Annotated in this window: 18 protein-coding genes; 9 read left to right on the top strand and 9 right to left on the bottom strand. The window is 55.5% G+C overall.

The genetic code is table 11. The features are described 5' to 3' along the window. Positions 1 to 204 precede the first annotated feature (204 nt). On the bottom strand, positions 205 to 1161 hold the full coding sequence (locus QZH45_RS21320; protein ID WP_024776852.1) for a LysR family transcriptional regulator: 957 nt from the start codon (positions 1159 to 1161) through the stop codon (positions 205 to 207). Between the two features lie 122 nt (positions 1162 to 1283). On the opposite strand from QZH45_RS21320, the gene QZH45_RS21315 reads away from it, so the two are divergent. Together QZH45_RS21315 and QZH45_RS21310 are read left to right on the top strand one after the other, a co-directional pair. Continuing rightward, entirely contained in the window at positions 1284 to 2012 is a 729-nt protein-coding gene (locus QZH45_RS21315; protein WP_024776851.1) for an AzlC family ABC transporter permease, read from the top strand. Next, the gene (locus QZH45_RS21310) at positions 2009 to 2335 is read left to right on the top strand and encodes an AzlD domain-containing protein (protein ID WP_024776850.1); all 327 of its coding nucleotides are present in this window, start codon (positions 2009 to 2011) and stop codon (positions 2333 to 2335) included. Before QZH45_RS21315 ends, QZH45_RS21310 begins: the two co-directional genes overlap by 4 nt. 10 nt (positions 2336 to 2345) lie before the next feature. Here QZH45_RS21310 and QZH45_RS21305 read toward each other — a convergent pair whose 3' ends face one another. Together QZH45_RS21305 and QZH45_RS21300 are read right to left on the bottom strand one after the other, a co-directional pair. Further along, complete coding sequence (locus QZH45_RS21305; protein WP_024776849.1) at positions 2346 to 3164, bottom strand: DUF1206 domain-containing protein; 819 nt, start codon at positions 3162 to 3164, stop codon at positions 2346 to 2348. A gap of 157 nt (positions 3165 to 3321) precedes the next feature. Next, a complete protein-coding gene (locus QZH45_RS21300) occupies positions 3322 to 4233 on the bottom strand; it encodes a DMT family transporter (RefSeq protein WP_055135106.1) in 912 nt (303 codons plus the stop codon). 144 nt (positions 4234 to 4377) lie between these two features. Here QZH45_RS21300 and QZH45_RS21295 point away from each other — a divergent pair, with 144 nt between their 5' ends. Next, complete coding sequence (locus tag QZH45_RS21295) at positions 4378 to 5406, top strand: sterol desaturase family protein (protein WP_069018297.1); 1029 nt, start codon at positions 4378 to 4380, stop codon at positions 5404 to 5406. A 390-nt stretch (positions 5407 to 5796) separates the two neighbouring features. On the opposite strand, the gene QZH45_RS21290 is transcribed toward QZH45_RS21295, so the two are convergent. Beyond that, positions 5797 to 6075 (bottom strand): hypothetical protein, encoded by a 279-nt coding sequence (locus tag QZH45_RS21290; RefSeq protein ID WP_024776847.1) that lies wholly within the window; start codon positions 6073 to 6075, stop codon positions 5797 to 5799. A 535-nt stretch (positions 6076 to 6610) separates the two neighbouring features. Between QZH45_RS21290 and QZH45_RS21285 the strand changes: the two genes are divergently transcribed. The 6 genes from QZH45_RS21285 (at position 6611) to QZH45_RS21260 (ending at position 11930) form a co-directional block, all read left to right on the top strand. Next, the gene (locus QZH45_RS21285; RefSeq protein WP_024776846.1) at positions 6611 to 8800 is read left to right on the top strand and encodes a GAF domain-containing hybrid sensor histidine kinase/response regulator; all 2190 of its coding nucleotides are present in this window, start codon (positions 6611 to 6613) and stop codon (positions 8798 to 8800) included. 121 nt (positions 8801 to 8921) lie between these two features. Next, positions 8922 to 9143, top strand: coding sequence for a hypothetical protein (locus QZH45_RS21280; RefSeq protein WP_231995017.1), 222 nt, complete (start codon positions 8922 to 8924; stop codon positions 9141 to 9143). Positions 9144 to 9553: 410 nt separating this feature from the next. Beyond that, a complete protein-coding gene (locus tag QZH45_RS21275; RefSeq protein ID WP_024776844.1) occupies positions 9554 to 9961 on the top strand; it encodes a glycine zipper domain-containing protein in 408 nt (135 codons plus the stop codon). Positions 9962 to 10319: 358 nt separating this feature from the next. Further along, positions 10320 to 10529 carry a hypothetical protein gene (locus QZH45_RS21270; RefSeq protein WP_050593779.1) on the top strand — a complete coding sequence of 70 codons (210 nt, stop codon included), beginning with the start codon at positions 10320 to 10322 and terminating at the stop codon, positions 10527 to 10529. Positions 10530 to 10615: 86 nt separating this feature from the next. Continuing rightward, positions 10616 to 10972, top strand: a complete 357-nt coding sequence (locus QZH45_RS21265) for a hypothetical protein (RefSeq protein WP_055136246.1) — start codon at positions 10616 to 10618, stop codon at positions 10970 to 10972. Between the two features lie 262 nt (positions 10973 to 11234). Then, a complete protein-coding gene (locus QZH45_RS21260; RefSeq protein ID WP_055136247.1) occupies positions 11235 to 11930 on the top strand; it encodes an HAD-IA family hydrolase in 696 nt (231 codons plus the stop codon). A 68-nt stretch (positions 11931 to 11998) separates the two neighbouring features. Here QZH45_RS21260 and QZH45_RS21255 read toward each other — a convergent pair whose 3' ends face one another. From QZH45_RS21255 to QZH45_RS21235, 5 genes are all read right to left on the bottom strand, one after another. Continuing rightward, a complete protein-coding gene (locus QZH45_RS21255) occupies positions 11999 to 12745 on the bottom strand; it encodes a 3-oxoacyl-ACP reductase family protein (protein ID WP_024776840.1) in 747 nt (248 codons plus the stop codon). Between the two features lie 654 nt (positions 12746 to 13399). Beyond that, positions 13400 to 15136, bottom strand: a complete 1737-nt coding sequence (locus QZH45_RS21250) for a hypothetical protein (protein WP_432783555.1) — start codon at positions 15134 to 15136, stop codon at positions 13400 to 13402. Between the two features lie 182 nt (positions 15137 to 15318). Beyond that, the gene (locus QZH45_RS21245; RefSeq protein WP_432783553.1) at positions 15319 to 16290 is read right to left on the bottom strand and encodes a TniB family NTP-binding protein; all 972 of its coding nucleotides are present in this window, start codon (positions 16288 to 16290) and stop codon (positions 15319 to 15321) included. After that, entirely contained in the window at positions 16287 to 18179 is a 1893-nt protein-coding gene (locus tag QZH45_RS21240) for a hypothetical protein (protein WP_432783552.1), read from the bottom strand. The genes QZH45_RS21245 and QZH45_RS21240 overlap by 4 nt, the downstream gene beginning before the upstream one ends. Next, on the bottom strand, positions 18172 to 18834 hold the full coding sequence (locus QZH45_RS21235) for a TnsA endonuclease N-terminal domain-containing protein (RefSeq protein WP_432783551.1): 663 nt from the start codon (positions 18832 to 18834) through the stop codon (positions 18172 to 18174). Before QZH45_RS21235 ends, QZH45_RS21240 begins: the two co-directional genes overlap by 8 nt. Between the last annotated feature and the right edge of the window lie 704 nt (positions 18835 to 19538).

Raw genomic sequence — 19538 nt, 5'->3', positions numbered from 1 at the left:
GCAGATGTTGAATGTACCGCCGCCATCGCGGGCAAGCCCGGCTCCCACAGGGTTTGGTGGCGTATGCAGATGCTGCGGACACCCCGGCTCCCACAGGTCTGCTGGTGTCCGCAAAGGCCTCGTACCCCTAAATCCAATGTGGGAGCGAGCCTGCTCGCGATAGCGGTGGGTCAGTTTCAGAAGTGTGGGGGTGCTGTCCCACCCTCACGATTGAAATTGATCGACCAACCACCCCTTCAAGCGCACGCAAGCAGGATCCTCTTTCTTGTCCTCATTGATCATCAGGTACTGGATCGACTCCCTGAGCGACAACTCCTCCGCGACCGGCCTAACCAGACGACCTTGTTGCACGAGATGCCTGACCAGATGATCCCAGCCCAGCGCGACGCCTTGATCATCCAGGGTCATTTGCAGGAGGAGGCTGTAGTCGTTGCTGCTGAAGTAATGCGGGCTGTCCGATACGGGCAGTTGCAAATCGTGGGACTGATAGGCGAACCATACATTCCAGTCGATCTGTTCCGACTGTTGGGAACGACCATAGGGATTCAGGTCCAGCAGGGTGCTGTTACGCACGCCTTCCAATGTGCGCAGTTCAGGATGCGTCTCCAGATAGCGTGGTGTGCACACCGGATAGATAACTTCGTGAAACAGCGCCTGACGCAAGTAGCCGGGGTAGTGCTCGCTGCTTTTGGCGATGAAGATATCCGGATTGATGCCGGGCTCCATGGTCAGGAAGTGCTGGGTGGTGATGACGTTCAAGTCAATGTCGGGATTGGCGCTGAAAAAGTCCTTCAGCTTATGGGATAGCCAAAGGGTCGACATGGCGGGCGTACAGCACAGGGTGAGAATGTGTTTTTCGCTTTTTTTCCGGCGGATTCTTTCCGTGGCCTGGAAAATGTTGAGCAACGACAGCTGCGCGGCATCGAATAGCGCGGCTCCCGACGGCGTCAGCTTGAGTTCTCTTCCCGTGCGAATAAGCAACTCTGTGCCCAGGTACGTTTCCAGATCGCGAATCTGGCGGCTGATCGCCGCCTGAGTGACGCATAACGCCTCGGCCGCCCGGGTAAAGTTGCGATACCTGGCTGCTGCGACAAAGGATCTCATGGCCTTGAACGAGGGCATTTTCATCAGCGCCTGATCAGGCGGGGCGTTTCGTGCCATAACAAAAACTACCTGTTTAGCCGGAAAAAAAGTTGATTCAGCCCGGCGATCATCGATGCCTACACTCTACCGCACGATGCCCTGAGCAACGTTAGCGCGAGCACAACGAACAAGGAAAACAAATGCCCTGCCAAAGTGGAAAAGAAGCTTTCATGCAAGGTATTCGTGCGCTCCTTCCATTGACGCCGGGTGTCGTCCCGTTTGGGCTGGTGACGGGGGTCATGGCCATTGAAATGGGCTTGTCGCCCGGCATGAGCATGGGCATGACGCTACTGTTCTATTCCGGCTCCGCCCAAATGGTGGCACTCCAGTTGTTGCACAACGGCGTCGTGCCGGTGGCGATCGTGGCCACGGCCTTGGTCATCAATCTGCGTTTCATCATGTACAGCGCTTCCCTGGCGCCGCACCTGCACCACTTGCCCCGTCGCAGGACCTGGCCGATGGCTTACCTGCTTTCGGACCAGGCCTATGCACTGTGCAGCCTGAAGTTTTCATCGGGCGAATTGGGAGCGTTTGCCCATCATTACTATGCCGGTACGGCGGTGGGCATGTGGCTGGCCTGGCAACTCTCGGTGCTGGCCGGGGTGTACTTGGGCGCGAGCATCCCAGACACCTGGTCCTTGAGTTTTGCCATACCACTTTCCTTCCTGGCGTTGCTCATCCCCGGCCTGCGGAGCAAGGCAAGCTGGGGCGCCGCGGCGGTCGGCGGACTGCTTGCCGTACTGGCCGTCAAGCTGCCCTACAACCTGGGGTTGATCACGGCCTCCATCGGCGGAGTTCTGGCCGGGTTGGTGATTGAGAGCATTTCAAACCGTGCAACCGCCGATGGCATCGAAGGAGAGCCATCATGAGTGATCTATCCTTGTGGGGCCTGTTCCTCGCGGCGGGTCTGGGAACCTTCGCCATGCGACTGTCTTTCATCGAGCTCTATGGCCGCTGGCGGATTCCACCCCTGATGCGTCGGGCCTTGATGCACGTGCCGGCGAGCGTCTTGGCGGCCCTGGTTCTGCCTGCGGTGATCTATCCCAACGGGCAAGGGGCATTGGTGTTGGAGAACCCTCAGATACCGGCAGCGATTGTGGCGGCGTGGGTGGCCTGGCGGTGGCGCAGTACGCTGTTGACGTTGGTGGTGGGGATGGTGGCGTTGTGGGGTGTGAAGTTCATCGGGCTTTGACTGCGCGTGGCTATCGGATAGCGGCAACGCCGGGCACTTCCATGTTTATCCGGCGCCAGAACGCTTCGGCAAAGCTGTAGACCGAGAAGGCGATCAACCCCAGGGCTATCAGCATCAAGACCACACTCCCGGCTGGCAGGTTCTGCAGGGCGTCGAGCGCTTCCCTCATCCCTGGTGGATCCATGGCCTGATAGCTCGAACCACTGATCATCAGCAGGAACGCGATTTCGATGAAGACCACACCGCGGGCGATAAGACCGAATCGCGACACTGGACGGACGTAGCGCATCACGTCTTCGTCCGCTTCGAAGTACTTCTCGAACGAAGCCTTCCAACCCTTGATGATATGAGCGAGGCCGGTGCCCAGAGGGACCAGTGCAACGAGATAGATCAATAAATTGGAGTGTTCCCAGGACAGCAGATGGGCCAGCAAGTCCCGGGTTTGTCCACCGCCTGAACCGCTTGAGCTTCTCATGCCGCTGATAAGCAGGCCCAACGCAAAAAAGGCCAGCGCACCGTTGACGGCGCCTCCCGCCAACAAACCTGCACGTATCACCAGCCCCTTGAAGTGTTTGCCATGATGATCGACGTCTTGCGTCGCTTGCAGAATGCGCCAGCCGGCGAAGGCGAGCAGACCCGCTACCACCAAACCGACCAATACGTGCCCGAATGGCTGGCTCAGCAACGCCTCCAGGCTTTTGTGGCTGTCCTTGGGTCGGCTCGAATCCTGGGCCGCCAGCAAAGCGAAAATGCCGATGATCAAGTAGATAACGCCTCGGGCGGCGTAACCGCCCCGAGCGAGTACAACAAGGCCCTTGTGTGCGGACATGGTCTGATTCCAGAAGCGTGATAAGGAGAAGACCTGTCGAGGTGGGAGGCGTTCGATCTAAGTGAAAGGCAGCGTAGCGGCGGCATGGGAGGACGGCTGCGCAAGCCCGTTGCAGCGCCTGGAGGTTCAGTCGTCTTTCAATGAAGCAGTTCGACAGTCATCGGCGTAACACCAATAACCCCGCACCCAGAATCAGCGACATTCCACCCCAGGTCAGCCCGTCCGGCACTTCGTCAAACAGCCAATATCCCCAGAAACAGGCAAAGACCAGGTAGGCGTAGTCAAAAGTGCCGATCAGTGCGGCCGGTGCGATTTGATAGGCCCTGGCCGTCGCGGTATTGATAGCAATCAGGGCGATGGCATACCCGCAGACAAAGACCAGCCCTTGCCAGCCGAGTGGTTGCCAGGCCGATAGCAGGAAAGGGGCCCGGTTGGCGAGGGTTCCGTTATCGAGAAATGAGGTGATGCCGCCGAGGCTGGCGGCAATCAGGAATGCCACGTTCAGTCCCAGCGCCAACACCAGAGGATGTTCGTTGCGACAGTGACGGCGCGTCATCACCATGGCGATCGCATAGAATACGGCGCCAATGACGGGGAGGAGGGCGGCAAGGTTGAAGGCCTCCGCTCCAGGACGCAGCACCAGGGTGACGCCCGCAAAACCTGTCCCGATGGCGATCCAACCAAGAAGGGAGAGCTTCTCTCCACCATAAAAAGTCGAAAAAAGTGCAATGAACAAGGGCGTGGTGTAGATGGCTACAGCGGCTACGGACAGCGGAATGAGCGGCAGGGCTGAGTAGTAGGTCACCCACATCAGCAACAGCGAGATACTTCTGGCCGCCACCCAGCCCACCGAAGTGACCCGCAGTTGCCCGGATTTGAGCCCAAGCAGCAGCCAGCCACCCAGCAGTGGCACCGTCAGACAGGACACCAGCAGGAACAACTGCCACAGCGCCAATCGATTGCTGAAATATTTCACCGATGCATCGGCCAGCGACAGCAGCAGGACCGCGCCGACGATCAGTGCGATCCCTTGATAAACCCGATCATATCTTGCCGCGACGCTGGCCATGTTTTCGCCTCCGTGGCCGTTCCTGATCCAGCCCTGTCTGTAAGGGATCGATGCTCAAGGCCCGAAGCGCCTTGTCGGTTCTGGAACGCCATCCTCCAATCGGCTGATCTACAATGGCCTCTCTTCAGCAGAGGTCGGCCCTTCGTGGATGTGTTTTTCCTGATCTACAAGCAGTTGGTCGAGTGGGTCATCACCCCCATCACCGGACAGTTCTACAGCATTTTCAGCTTCAGCGGCCGTCTCGGGGTCTTGTTTCTCTGCGCGTCCTATGGCGTGGCCTATGGCCTGTTCCGCTTCAGAAAACAACGCGGCCTGACCGTAGCCCGTTCGTTCTGGCAGTTCATCGGTGGCAGTCGAGTGTATTTTCATCACTCTGCCTGGCTGGATTGCCGCTACTACCTGCTGCGCACAACGCTCAAGATCGCGCTCATGTTGCCTATCGTGCATCTGGTCGATCCTTACATCTTGCGGTCCGGGGACTACCTGGCATTTTTCAACAACCTCTGGGGCGCGCGGCCACGTTCGGAAGAGGCGCTTTTGCTGGCCTTGCTCTATGGGCTGGGGGTGTTCCTGGTAAAGGATTTCGTCCACTACTGGACGCACCGGGCGTTTCATTCGCGCTGGCTGTGGGCGTTTCACAAGGTTCATCATTCGGCGTCGGTGCTGGTGCCGGCGACGGCGAGCCGGATTCATTTTGTGGAGCGGATCGCCGGAAACCTCGGCATTACCGCCTGCCTTGGCCTCTATGCCGGGGTCTTCTGGTACCTGAGCGGCGGCGAGATCAGCCACTACACGCTATTCGGCATGACCTACCTGGTGTTTATCTTCAACAGCCTGGCGGCCAATCTGCGTCATACCCACGTCTGGCTGTCATTCGGCCCGGTGCTCGAGCATGTGCTGAACAGTCCCGCCCAGCATCAGATCCACCATAGCGATGCCCCTCGTCATTTCAACCGTAACTTCGGCACCAACCTGTCGCTCTGGGACTGGATGTTCGGCACGCTCTATGTCACCGGCGCCCGGCCCGAGGCCCTGCGCTTTGGTACGGGGGAGCAGAACGAGCAGCGGTACCGGACGGTGTATAGCCTGATTGTCACGCCTTTTGTCGACATCGCCGGCAAGCTGCTGATGAAACGCTCCCGAGGAGGCACGAGGGAGACGCCGTATTCATAGTGTCTGGCGCTGCAGTGTCAGCGGATACAAGAAAACAAGAAACCTCCTACTTCCCATACAGAAACGTCCAAAACCAAGAAGAGTTATCGTGCAATCTCAACGTTTAAGGCCTTGAAATGAGGTCGCATCCTTGGGGAGGTTGGGGATGGAATCGCGTGTAGTGAAGCTTGAGACCCATGTCGAATATATCCGGCATGAACTGAACGGAATGGGCGTGGACCTGCGGGAGCATCGCACTGAAACCAGGCTGACTCCCGGGTTCTGTTCGCGGCCTTGATCGTGGCCTCACTGGGACTGGCCGGGATGATGGCCAAGGGGTTTGGCTGGTTATAAATGAAAGCCCCTGATTCAAGCCGAGTCGGGGGCTTCGGTTTCCAGCATGTCCACGCCTTACAGTACCGACCCGGCGGGTGCTGCATCCAGACGTCGTGCAATCACATCCATCACATCACAGCCATCGCGCAGGGATATACAGCAAAGCTGCGCCAGATCCTGAAGTGTCGTGGGATCGATAGGGCGTTCGTCACGCATCGCGATATTTTCCAGGAACTGGGTGACGGCTCGGATTCGGTAGCCCGCTGCGTCAAGGAGTACGTGGAGCGGGGCGGTGGTGTCGACGTATAAGGGTTGGTCGTCGGCGTTGCTGGTAAGGCTCATGTAGCGGTTCATAGGTAAGCTCCACTGGTAAGTTTCGCCACCAATCGTCGCCAAACGAATGGGTGGCAACTGTACGCAGGTTGGCGAACCGGAGTGGAAGCCGGCAGACCCGAAGGTCTCCCGCGTACAGCTGCCATAACGACAACTCTACAGATGCAAGAGCGCCTGCAACAAGCAAGCGCTTTCGCATCCCACTACGGGTCGCCAAACCCGGTCGCCATCTGGACGACGCCAAAACTATAGTCGCCACGGCAAAAATGACACAAGGGGTTGATTAGGCAGACGATTCCCAATGTTATGTAGGAGGTTGCCATGGCGTATGCGAAGCTTTTTGTTGGCCGTTCACGGTGCGCCAACTCGATTATCCCAAGATATGTAGGACATCACCGTAGGCCTATCAGCCATCTCTGCCACGCCCCCACGATTTAATCCGTTTTGTCCTTCAGAATCCGTCGCACATTCCCACACTCAACGGGATAATACGCACCGGTCTGAAGCCGGAGCGCTTCGTACCTCGACTGAATGGGCGGCAGAAGGATCTAACGCAATGACAGACTGGCTGCAAAGCTATGGGGAAATGGCCGAACGGGTGCGGCGCCATGATTGGGCGAGTACGCCCCTTGGGTTGCCGGCGCAGTGGCCCGATGTACTCAAGACCACCGTGGCCCTCAGCCTCGCCTCCCACTTTCCCCAAGCCATTGTGTGGGGGCCGGACCTGATCATGTTGTACAACGATGCTTTCGTGCCCATTCTCGGTAATAAGCCCGATGCACTGGGGCGGCGGTTCGATGAAGTCTGGCGGGAAGCCTGGAGCGAGATCGGGCCGATCGTGCAGGCTGCCTTCGATGGGCAGGCGACCTATATCGAGAATTTCCCCCTCGTCATCGAACGCGGTGAGGGCCCCGAGCAAGCCTATTTCACGTTCTGCTACAGCCCCATCCGTGACCAGTTCGGCAAGGTCGTGGGCATGCTGGATACCGTTACCGAGACGACCTCGACGGTGTTCATGAACCAGCGCCTGGCTGTGCTGGATGCCATCGGTACTGCTGTGGCCAACGTCACTGATCCGCAGGCCATCATGGCGGCCACTACACGAATTCTGGCGGCGCACTTGAACCTGTCCAATTGCGCCTATGCCGACATGGATGAAGATGAAGATGGCTTCACGATTCGCGGCGACTGGGCCAGGGCGGGTTCGCCCAGTATTGTCGGGCACTATCGGTTAGCGGACTTCGGCCGACTGGCCATCTCTCATCTTCGCGCCGGCAAGGCATTGGTGGTCAACGACAACCTGGCGGAGCTGGCGCCGCAGGAGGCGGCGACGTTCCAGCTCCTTGGGATCGCGGCGACCATTTGCGTGCCGCTGATCAAGGGTGGGCGGTTGACCGCGCTGATGGCGATCCATGACCAAAAGCCCCGTTACTGGTCTGCCTACGATCTGGCGCTGCTCAAGGAAGTCACCGAGCGATCCTGGGCCCATATCGAGCGTGCCCGTGCGGACGCCGCCGTGCGTGAAGGCCTGGCGGCCCTGGCCGAGTTGAATGCAACGCTTGAGCAGCGGGTCGAGGAACGCAGCATGCGCTTGAAACAGACGGAAGCTGCGCTGCGTCAGTCGCAAAAACTCGAGGCGATCGGCCAGCTCACCGGCGGTGTGGCCCATGATTTCAACAACCTGCTGACGATCATCCGGTCCTCCGTCGACTTTCTGCGCATGCCCGATTTACCCAATGAGCGCCGCCAGCGCTACATGACGGCGGTGTCCGAAACGGTGGACCGTGCCGCCAAGCTGACCAGTCAGCTACTGGCATTTGCCCGGCGCCAGCCGTTGAAACCGGAAGTCATCAATGTCGGCAAGCAGGTGCAGAGTCTGGGAGACATGCTGGAAACCATTACGGGGGCGCGGATGCAGGTCAAGGTCGAGTTGTGCGACCGCCCTTGTTTCATACGTGCGGACCTGAGCCAGTTTGAAACGGCCCTGATCAACATGGCCTTGAATGCCCGGGATGCCATGAATTGCCAGGGCACATTGTGGCTTCGACTCAGCTGCGGCGAAGGCATGCCGCCGATTCGTGGCCATGCGGGCTCCGGCCAGCCCTTTGTCGCGGTAACCCTGGCGGACACCGGTACCGGCATTGCCGCGCAAGACCTCGAACACATTTTCGAACCCTTCTTCACCACCAAAGAGGTGGGCAAGGGCACGGGGCTGGGGTTGTCCCAGGTGTTCGGTTTTGCCAAACAGTCCGGCGGCAATGTCGACGTTTCGACCGTTGTCGGGGAGGGCACCGCGTTTACCTTGTACCTGCCGGAAGTCGAAGCCGAAAAGCGGCATGAACCTACCAGAGAAGAAACCACGCACCTGATACTGGAAAAGGGCAGGCGCCGAGTGTTGATCGTGGAAGACAACCTGGAGGTAGGGCGTTTTGCCAACCAGATCCTGCAGGATCTGGGGTACGAAACCGCCTGGGCGACCAACGCCGAGGACGCGCTGGAAATGGCCGGTCCGGACGCTGCTGCATTCGATGCGATATTTTCCGATGTGGTCATGCCAGGCATCGGTGGCATCGCGCTGGCCCGGGAGCTGCGTCAGCGCCGCAAGGACTTGCCGGTGGTCCTTACGTCGGGCTACAGCGAGGAGCTGGCCCATAGCGGTCACGAAGGTTTTGAGTTCTTGTCCAAACCTTACTCTGCTGACCAGGTTTCGCGGATTCTAAGCCGGACGATGCGCGCCGCCGATTGAGTGTTTCCCTTTTGAAACAGTGGTTTCCATTCGTCGGGCCGCGCTTGCGTGGTCGTGCGGTCTGTTGATGACCGACTAGTCTCAAGGCCGAGAAGGTCGATATTGTTCAGGTAATCGGTTGATGCCGGTATCGATCTCGATGAAAAGGGGAATGGCGATGGGAGCAACGTACAGCGAGGAAAGCGAAGCCACCTATCCGATCAATGAAGGGCTGCAGTGTGGTCAATCGGCGTATCGCTCGGATTTTGGCGACGAACCGATCAAGTCCATCCGGACGAAGGTTGCAAAGGTGCAGCGAGGGGAAAAGGCCAAGTTCCTGCCCAGGGTACCTGCCCGCAAATAGTTCGGCACAGCCCCGCCACTGAAGACACATACTGTTCATTCAAATTGGATGAGCCTGTGGCGAGGGAGCCTCTCCTGTTTGGGGCCTGGCACTCACAAGACGCTCCGCTATGCAGCCTGGCTGGGGCGAGTTCCCCCTCGCTTCAGACTATTCTTGTCTGCGATGCAGATACGTTTACTTTTTTTCCTACGAGCGATGTCTTTCACGTTTCTTTCACACTCAGGAACGTAGGCTTAGCTCATCCGTTAGAAAGCAGTACCTGCCCGTTTCCCCAGCGGGCTTTTTTTTGCCTGTCATAAAACTCCCCTTGCGTTCGTTGTCCAAGCAGCATGGTTGATGCCGTTTGGCGTAGACTCGCGCCCGCGCGCACCGGCCATCTCTCCCGATGCGGCATTCTTGAGGTTTTTATCATGCGTTTGACTTTGTCCACCCTGGTGCTTGGGTTGGTGGTTGCCCAAGGTGTGATGGCGGCTGGCGATGGTACCGCTGCAATCGGCGGTGGCCTGGGCGGTGTATTGGGTAATGTGGTCGGCCAACAGATGGGCGGCAGCACAGGCGCTGCGATTGGTGCCGGTGTCGGCGGCGCAGCTGGCAGTGCGGTGGGGGCTCGCAAGGGCAGTCGTACGGAAGCAGCCATTGGTGGCGGCCTGGGTTCGGCCGGTGGTTCGATTGTCGGTAATCGCCTGGGCGGTTCCGCCGGTTCGACCATCGGCGCGGGGATCGGTGGCGCGGCGGGTGGTGCGTTGGGCAGCAACCTGTCCAATGACAACGATGGTCATTCCGGCAAGAAGCACAAGCATAAGAGAAAGCATCGTTGAATCGATGTCTGACTGAGGAAGCCCGGCCTTGTGCCTGAGGCCAGTCAGTTAAGGATCAAACGGTGCAAACCTTGTGGGAGCAAAGCTTGCTCGCGATAGCGGCAGGTCGGTCAACGTTGCTGCTGACTGACTTACCGCTATCGCGTGCAAGTTTTGCTCCCACGGTTTTTGGGCCTTGTGCCGATTTTTTCCTTTCTTGGTATTTGTCGGAACGTTTACTGTCCCTCCGCCTCGAATTGATACATCCATTTGCAATGCGAGGTGTGCCATGACGCCGGAAACCGAAGGCAAGGAAGAAAAAGGCTCGTCGGGTCTGCCTTCCCTCAATGATCCGGGCAATGAAGACCCCGGTTCGCTGATGGATGATGCTCTGGTTCCCTTGATCGAGACCGAAGACGAAACCCCGGAATACCCGCTGCCCTCGCCAACCAATTCCCTGGACCGCGACCAGCGGCCGCCGGATGACGATAGCGGCGCAGAGCCGCTGTCCAGCGAGGACGATGATGTCGAGGCGGGCCCGGATGATCCGGATATCGCCGGTGACGATGCCTCCGGCAAGCCGAGCTGACGGCCCGGGCCGCCTGTCGATTTCCTGGCACCATCTGCACGCCCAGGTTGCCACATCAGGTAGGTACTTCGAAAAGGAGACTCACCATGATGAAGTCAAACATGACGGCACTGACCCTTGCCGGAATTCTTTCAGTCAGTTCATTGGTAGCTGTCGCCCAGTCTTCGGGCGGCAGCCCTCCCGTAGATAAAGGCGGCATGCCACCCTCCACACAGATGGATGCCGGCGGCACCTCCGACACCAACGGCAACGCGCTACCGCCTGGTTCCGTGAGCGGCGGTAACGGTGGCGACGCCAACGGCAGCAGCACGAACCCCGGCACCGGAAGCGGCTCCACCAGCGGTAGCAGCACCATGGGCGGCGATTCCTCCAGTAGCGGAACCGGTTCCGGTAGCAGCGGCAGTGGCAGTGGCTCGGGCGGTTCCAGCAGCTCAAGCCAATGACCACGTCCTGATGGAACCCGGTAGGAGCTGTCGAGCATAGCGAGGCTGCGATCTTTTCCCTATGTTCACAAGTTTTGGGAAGATCAGGATCAAAAGATCGCAGCCTCGCTATGCTCGACAGCTCTTACGGGATGTTCGTACGATTTCCCGTTGCCTCTTCCTGGCCCCTCTCGCTATTCTGCTGAATCCTTTAAGGTGAACACGTTGCTCGGTCGCACCTGAGCCATCCCTGGAATGTTGTGTTGATAACGGATCAGATGCGATGAATGCACCGCTGAAAGAGTTTGGCCCGATCAAAGCCGTGATTTTCGACATGGATGGGCTGCTGCTGGACACCGAGGGCATCTATACCGAGGTCACTTCCATCATCGCCGAGCGCTACGGGCGCACGTTCGACTGGAGCGTCAAGCAGAACATCATCGGTCGGGGTGCCGGGGATCTGGCACGCTATGTGGTCCAGGCGCTGGAGCTACCGATCACTGCGGAGGAGTTCCTGGTGATCCGCGAGCCGCTGATGCGCGAGCGTTTCCCCCATGCCCTGGCGATGCCGGGCGCCGAGGAGTTGGTGCGGCATCTCAAGGCCAGTGGCGTGCCCATCGCGGTAGGTACCAGCTCATCACGCCATACCTTCGCCTTGAAAACCACCCTGCACCGGGACTGGTTCGCGCTGTTCGACTTCATCGTCACGGCAGACGATCCGGAAGTGGGGGCGGCCAAACCTGCACCGGATATCTTTCTCGTAGCGGCCCGTCGACTGGGCGTTGATCCTCTTGATTGCCTTGTGTTCGAGGATTCTCCGTTCGGCGTCACGGCCGCGAAGGCGGCGGGCATGACGGCCATCGCCATCCCGGATCCGGCCATGGCCGATGAAAAATATGCCCACGCCGACGGGATCATCCGTTCGCTGAAAATGTTCCAGCCGGGGCTCTGTGGCCTGCCGGAGCTGGAGCGGGTCTGAAGACCGGCTGTGACGCAACGAAACGCCGGTCAGGGTTGAAGCCCTGACCGGCGTTTTTCATGCCCGGATCAAGCCCCGAAACCACCGTCGATGGTCAGGCTGGCGCCGGTAATATAGGCCGCTTCCGGGCCTGCCAGGTAGGCGACGAAGCTGGCGATTTCGTCGACCTTGCCGTAACGCCCGACGGCCATCAGTGAAGTCAGGCTGGACGCGAAGTCGCCGTCGGCCGGGTTCATGTCTGTGTCGACCGGGCCAGGCTGTACGTTGTTGACTGTGATGCCCCGAGGACCCAGGTCACGGGCCAGGCCTTTGGTCAGGCCCACCAGTGCGGATTTGCTCATGGCGTAAGGGGCTCCGCCGGCAAAGGGCATGCGGTCGGCGTTGGTACTGCCGATGTTGATCACCCGACCGCCTTCGGTCATGTGGCGCGCGGCAGCCTGGGTGGCGATGAACACACTGCGTACGTTGACGGCCAGAGTCTGGTCGAAGTCCTCAAGCTTGAACTCGTCCAGCGGTGCCATCGCCAGGACGCCAGCGTTGTTGACCAGGATGTCCAGCCCGCCGAACGCCTTGGCAGTCGCTTCGACGGCGTTGCGGATGGCATCGGCGTCGGCGCTGTCGGCTTTGATCGCCAGGGCTTTGCCGCCCGTTGCCGTGATGCTGTTCTGCAGTTCTTCAGCCTTGGCGGCTGAGCTGACATAAGTGAAGGCCACTGCGGCGCCTTCTGCGGCCAAACGCTTGACGATGGCGGCGCCGATGCCGCGGGAACCGCCCTGGATCAAGGCGATTTTACCGTTCAATGTGTGAGTGCTCATGATGTTCTCCAAAATGTACCGGGGCGAGATGCCGCGGCGATGGGGTGAGTATCAGGATGCGGCGCCAGCTTGTCTTCATCGGCCAACAGAACGTAAAACGACTTCGCTGCCAATCAATAGCTTACGGCGAGTGAGTCATATGAAAATAAAAAAAAACCGCATTTGATCTTAAAATTGGTACGACTGCAGTCAATTGAAGATAAAAATCTTTATACAGGTCAGCAGCCGACAGGTTGCGATGGCTTGGGCTGATGAGGTCAGTTTATGCTGCAGACTGTCGTTTCTGCTCATGATCGCTACTAATGCCTGACAGAGCCCGCAAAAGGGCATCGCTTTACTACCAGATACGACAGCTATACAGGTGAGCGAATGCCAAGGCGGAGTGTTTTGGAGTTGTATAATTATCGTGCGCTGCGAGCACAGTTTCCCTGTTGCGCCCTAGATAGGCGCTGTAGGAGGCGGCAACAGTTACTTGTATAGTTCAAAAGAAGCGGCTCCAACAGAGCGAATACACGTTGGGGAAAATTGTTTTTCGTGGAAGGATTTTTCTCTAGAGAGGAAACAATTAAGAAACCACAATAAGTTTGTCGAATTTGGGTGGCCTCACAATGAAGGCATAACCCACAGCCATGTAAGTGGCGAACATGGCAGGACCTATTCAGTGGGGCGCGCAAGCAAGTTTTTGTCTGTTTTGGTTGTTGTTTTGTATTCGCTTTCTTTTCCTGTTTGTGAACTTGATTCTAGGTTGCGGATGTCGTGTTTGTCGTAAAGTAGTTGAATATCTCCATTGGAATAGGCTAGTGCGAAAGAGGGTCGAAGCTTTGACAGGTTAATTAGGCGAAAAGCCTCGTCGCGCCCGATTTTTAGTGCTTCAGTTACTTGTCCGATAGACAAGTGTTGCTGCAGGTGTATATTCATGATCTGAATGTGCGCCAGAGAGTAGCATGGGGTTTCATCAATAATGTCTGGTTTAATTAATCCTGTCAGAATGAATCGACGGTTTAAGCGGCGCTTAGTGATGTTTAAGAAGGTGGCCGCTTGATTGGTTGTGAAACCCGTAACCTGGCGTTCGATGGATGTAGGGAGGAAAGGCGTAAATTCTTCGGTTGGTGCTGTGTTCGCCCAGGCTACCTTAAGTGTATTGTCTATATGTCGAGGCGGGGGTAATGCTATTGGGAAGAGTGGAGCTGGTTGGTTTAATGCGTTCTGCAATTTTTTCCAAATAGAATGGATTTTAGATTGTTCATAAACATGAGGTCCTAGTTTGTTGTGGTGTTTGACGACTCCAAGTTGGTTGAGCTGGCGGGTGGTTTGCGTTTTCGTTGTTTTTAGGAGGTAGGAAAGTTTGCTGAGCAATATATAAGTTTTATTGAAATTTTCAATGGAAGTTTTGCTTATTAATATAGTGTGTCCTCTGCCTGTTTTTTCGTTTTTAGGTCGATGCAGGTAGCCTAATTTGGTAAGTTGTAATACGGTAATGCTGTTGCAGTGAAGTAGCGAAGCGGCCTCCTGCATAGTTGAGCAGTCAAGGGCGAATTTTTTAGATTTGGATTCAATATGAAGCATGCGATCGAGCGCGCACCGGATCAGTCTGCAAATAGGAGTTCGACAATGGTAGTAGGGCTTTCCTCTGCCATAGCGATATATTTCAAAATTTTTGGGGTTGAAAATGTTTTGTGACCATTTTCTCCAGCCAGTCACAGAGTATTTAATTTCGCGATGCGTAAATTCTACATCAACGCAGCATGATTCGGTTTCGCAGTTGGAGTTTCTAGGGGCTAGCTCTGTGATGAGATCATTTGCGAGCGTAATTAGCAGTGGGTGAGTTGAACGCCATGGCGAAAGATGCATTAAACGTGTGAATCCTGGGTAATTTGCAAGCTGTACTGTAATCATTTTGGAAGCGTGCTTACGAATTGCATCTATAAGAAAGCATGAATTTTTTTCTTCGTTGGGCTTTCTAGAGATCCAGATGTCCTCACAAATATGTGCGATGTAGGTCATGTGCGAAAGCTTGTGAATGTCAGTATTCGGGCCGAACGTCTGAAGTCGATCTGCTTCCATCATTGTGCCGCTTAGGCTTTTGGAGTTTCGCCTGTCGGATCCGCATTTGCAAAAAAGAAGATTTGCTGTGGTCCAATGTTCGCGCTGATGGCAATCAGGACAATGCGTGACTATGAGTGTTTGATGCAGAGGGCAGACAGGTAAATCCCGGACGTCTTGAAAAATGGTGATCAATTCGTTGCGTAAACACTCGGGGCAGTACGCGAAATGATGTGCAAACTGTGAGCGATATAGGGAGATTTCATCGAGGATCCAGATCGCAGCACCTGTATTTTTTACCGTATAGCTATTTGCCGAAAGCTGTTGCGCGAGATCCGGCGCTGTCATGGTTAACCTACTGAGTAAGGGCGATTGCTCCGTTAATAAATCCAGCGCGTCTCCATGGTAGGGGACATTGAGAAACGAGCACATAGCGGCAACAGTGGAATACCCATTGTGATACGCAGTCCGTATCATCACTCCTTTAGGGCTTTCCCATTGTTGGGGGATGCCCACGTAACATAGAGTGCTCATTTTTGCTGTGCCAAAATCTTATTGGTTTTGGATTTTAATGTGCTATTCAATTGCTTGGGTGTCATGCGGAAGTGATTGGGGGTGCAGCAAAACGCCAGGTCGTCGGCGGCCTCTGCGAAGTCGTTGATCGTTAAGCTATAGTCTCCCCTGAGGAGTGCTATTCGAAAGCTATCGTGCAGCAAATTACTCAGCCGCCTAAAGTTTCCTTCGGTGGCGAGATAGATTGCTTTATAGGGGGTGGGGTCGGTTAAGTGGATATAGTCTGTTAAACACCCTAATCTGATGATTTCCTGTTGTAAGGCGGCAAGCACACCCAGTAGTGTCGGTGTGCCTGACTCCTCAGCCAAAGGCAGCCACTGCAAGCGGGCGCGATATGGAAAGCGGTCACTTAGTTCTTCAACTGTATTTATTGTGGCTTCAGCGGTATCGGTGCCAGAGATCAAAAATGGTATACCGGATTTGTTCAGAAGTAAAATAATCCACTTGCACAATGACGCCTTGGTTTTAGATAACCCTTTTCCAGCTACATGGTGGAAATCGTCAAAAATTACTAGTCTTACCTCCATTGTGATGAGTCTCTCGATGATGAGGGTTTCCAAAACAGTGATGCTTTGATGGTCGCTGACATCCACGCCAAGAATTTTGGCCATCACCATGGACAAGCTTTTTATCGTGGCAGATTCCGGTAGTTCGACATACACACAGGGTTTTATTGTTTTTTCGCAGTCTGCGCGTATAACTTTTTGACTGTAACCCAGTTGCTTCTGAAGCTTTAAGCATAACCTGGTTTTTCCAACGCCAGTAGGACCGATCAACATGGCTGACGAGGGGTCTTTACGGTCGCGCGTAGAGTCGATACTTTTGGTAATGAGCCGCATGGCCTCCTGATAGGCTGGGTACCAAATCGTACAGGCGGCCAACTCTTCCAGTGCTTCATCAATATTGATGCCGGTAGGGGAGGTGCTCATAGGCGGTCCACCTTGAAGATAGGAAGCTCACTGTCTTGTACGGGGCTCTCTTCCTGCACAGCGGTGTTGGTTGGGTTAGCCACATCAGTATCTTTGGAGTCGGTATTTTTACCGAACTGCGCATTATGGCGAAGTTGGCGAGATTCCTCGTACTCTTTGGCCATGCGGCGTCGAAGCAGTAATAACGCGACATCGGCTTCACTGTCGTCAAACTCTCGTCCTGCGGCGAGAAATTGTTTATGCAGCAAATCATGCTCTGTCAGGGTGAGGCCGTTTTGATATTTAGAGTTGGTGGCGTAGGCGCGTACAGGTTTGCGTGGAGTGTCGGGGTGAGCGACCCATATCTCACCTAAATCTAACGGGTTGTAATAGCAAATCGCTAATTGTCCTTTTTTTAGTTTCGATCGGATTTCTTGCAGATCCGGTCCATACCAGCTTAAACATAAAAACTGTACTCGCCCGGCAGCGCTGATCGTTGCTGATTGAACAACTCGGCACAACGCATCCAGATCTTCTGCGGTAAATTTTTCCGGTGGAAGTTGGTTTTTCATTGCCCGCTCCCACGCCACCGCTGGCGGCATGTTTAGGGTGCGGTGTCTCCTTTGATGGTAGATATTCTCTATCCAATCCTCTGCGTGCCGATTCATACTGGCCATGGTAAACGCCGCTTCGCCTTCCGAGTTGTAGTACCGACGTTCGGCAGGACTAGACATAGTGGTACCCGGCTGCTCATGCAACCACAGCTCAAATGTTTCAAAAAAACGCTCTATGCGCGCCCGCGCATTGGCGGTGTAGGGTGGGCCTCGATTAAAAATAATATTCAGTCGATCCAGAAAATACCGAATTGTCGCATTAACAAATTCAGCACCATTGTCGCTGTGCAGGTAGATGGGCTTTCCCCGACGACGTTCTTCGCCAGGCACTGCCTGCAATGCCTTTTTCAATGCGCGAATTGTTTTTTCTGCGCAGGGGTACGTCGTTGACAGTTCCCAGCCGATGACACTTCGCGTTTTGATTTCAAAAATTACGGTCCACCAAAGAATTTTGCCTAACAGATTCCCCTTTTCATCGATGATGGCAATATCGAGAAGATGGTTGTCTATTTCTGCCAGTTCCAACAGTTCATGAGGTTCGTCGCTTAATTCACTTGAGTGGTGGTATTTCTTTACATAATCCGCACCTCGACGGGCTAGATCGCTCGTATATTGACACAGTTTTTTTATTTTTCTCTGGACTGTAGACAGTGAAGGCGTTTTCAGTATTCGGGTGGAATAGCCCTCGCGGAGGCGGTTCATCAGGATGATCTGACCATGAATAAAACTATGAATAGTTTTAGGTCTGGTAGGTGGTGTTATACCTTCATACTCTTGAGCAATAATTTCCCGAATAATAGCTTCGACCTCCGTTTCCAAGCATTTGCCGCGTGGTAAGTAACTCTGTTCTTTCAGTAGGCAGAAGCGATCACAGTTGTGTTTTTTGTAGTGCGTGGTCCATTTATATAAAGAGTTATAGCAGGGCGGTGAGGGGTCGCCCATTTCAAGAGCAACCTGTTTAATCAACTTCTTGGTGGCTTCTACGGGCAGTGCGCCACCTAGTTGCTTGAGCGCGGCTTCGACGTAACGATATTTGCGCTGGGCGGCAATCACCTGCGGGTCTTGTGGGTTGAGAAAAGCTAGCGCGTTGGAGCCCGCACCCGGCGGACGGGCATACTGCACAATAGTTTGATGAGACACCTCGCTCATCATTGCGTCGACGGCCATCGCGCGGGTGTACGGTCTCTCCAGGTCCCTGAGCGTCACCAGCTCCTCATCGACGTGAATGACCGCCATGATTCGGCCATTGACGAGGTATTGGCACCCAACGGTAGGCGCATCTGGTGACTTACTCATCAGGCGGTGTCCAATCCACCATCAGGTCCAACGTCAAACGTTGGGTCAAGTCAGCAGTCAGTCGGCCCTTGAATAGGTTGTAACAGATTGTTCCGGTGTCGGGTGCGGCGCTGTCCTGGACCAGGTCGCCCAGCGTCGTTGGCCACACACGTTGCTGCAAGTAGTGATAGAAATACATCTGCCGTTGCTCGTTGAAAGTATTCGAGCGGCTGTAGAGCGCTTGCAGGGTATGAAACATGGTTGACCCAGTAAGACGTTGTTGGTCGCGGCGTTTAAAGGACCATCCCTCCTGGAAGCACAGCGCATGAAAGCTCTCCAGCTTGGTCAGTCGACTCTGCCGTTGCTTGGTGAAATCGTGCTTGACCTCAGTGAAGTAGCTATCCCCGTGCGTCAGCACGACGAGAAAGTCCGGCGTATAGCGATAGCGTTGCCCCGCATCTATCCAAGTAAAGGTGTGAGGTTGCGTGTAGTACCTTACGACTTGGGGGGCATACTCCAGCCAAATGCAGTACGCAGACTCCAGAACTGAATGGCACTGCATCGAATGGCCATTTTTGCGGGACGGAAAGTCCACGAGAAAATTTTGCCGACGTCGCTGGAAGCAGGACCGCACGGGTCCATCGTCGAGGTTCATTGCCTTGGACGTGATGATCATCGTGCGACCTCCTCTGTGATACTGAGGGTTCAACCACAACGTGGCGGATGCGCATACAACTCGGCACTTTTTAGTGGGGCACTTTGTTCGTTCGTAAGTGGGACCTAAGTACCTCCAGCCATAACGGTCCGGTCATACAGTAATTACCTTCCAAGCCGACGAAGCACTCGATATTTTTTGAGCTTTTTCGGGTTGTCCGAACTGACGAAAGGGGAGTGTTTGGCAGACTTAGTGGCCTTCTCTTTTGGTCACGGGTTGAGAGTTCGACGTCAGAAGGGACTACTGAGGTCGATGAGGTGCACCGCCATGCTTATGAGCGAAGGAACGCGGTCCTTTCAGCCCATATGATCCAGCACTCGACAACTGATTCGTTGGGGGTGAAGTCTGCCCGTTCCGCGGATAGTTGTTGATGCCGGCGCGATCTCGGCCAGGCCGGCCACTGGGATGATTCGCCAAGGCTTCTACCTTGCCAATTACCCATTCGTACACCACATACCTAGTGCAAATGTGTACCCCGAGTACAAGCCGTGTCTGTGTATCGGACAGTATTACGATTTGCATAAGCCCATCCAAAGGTTTGTCGACATGAATGTCGGGTGCCCATTTCGACAGCGATTCGACGCTGACCTTCATCCCGAGGGCGCCCAGCAGGTAGCTGATCCAGCGGTGTCCGAGATCACAAGAAAAATCCCCCGCGAAGACGA

It is taken from the genome of Pseudomonas corrugata (genome assembly GCF_050920615.1).
GTDB classification, from domain to species: domain Bacteria; phylum Pseudomonadota; class Gammaproteobacteria; order Pseudomonadales; family Pseudomonadaceae; genus Aquipseudomonas; species Aquipseudomonas corrugata.
This window is presented reverse-complemented; position numbering and strand designations above follow the sequence as displayed.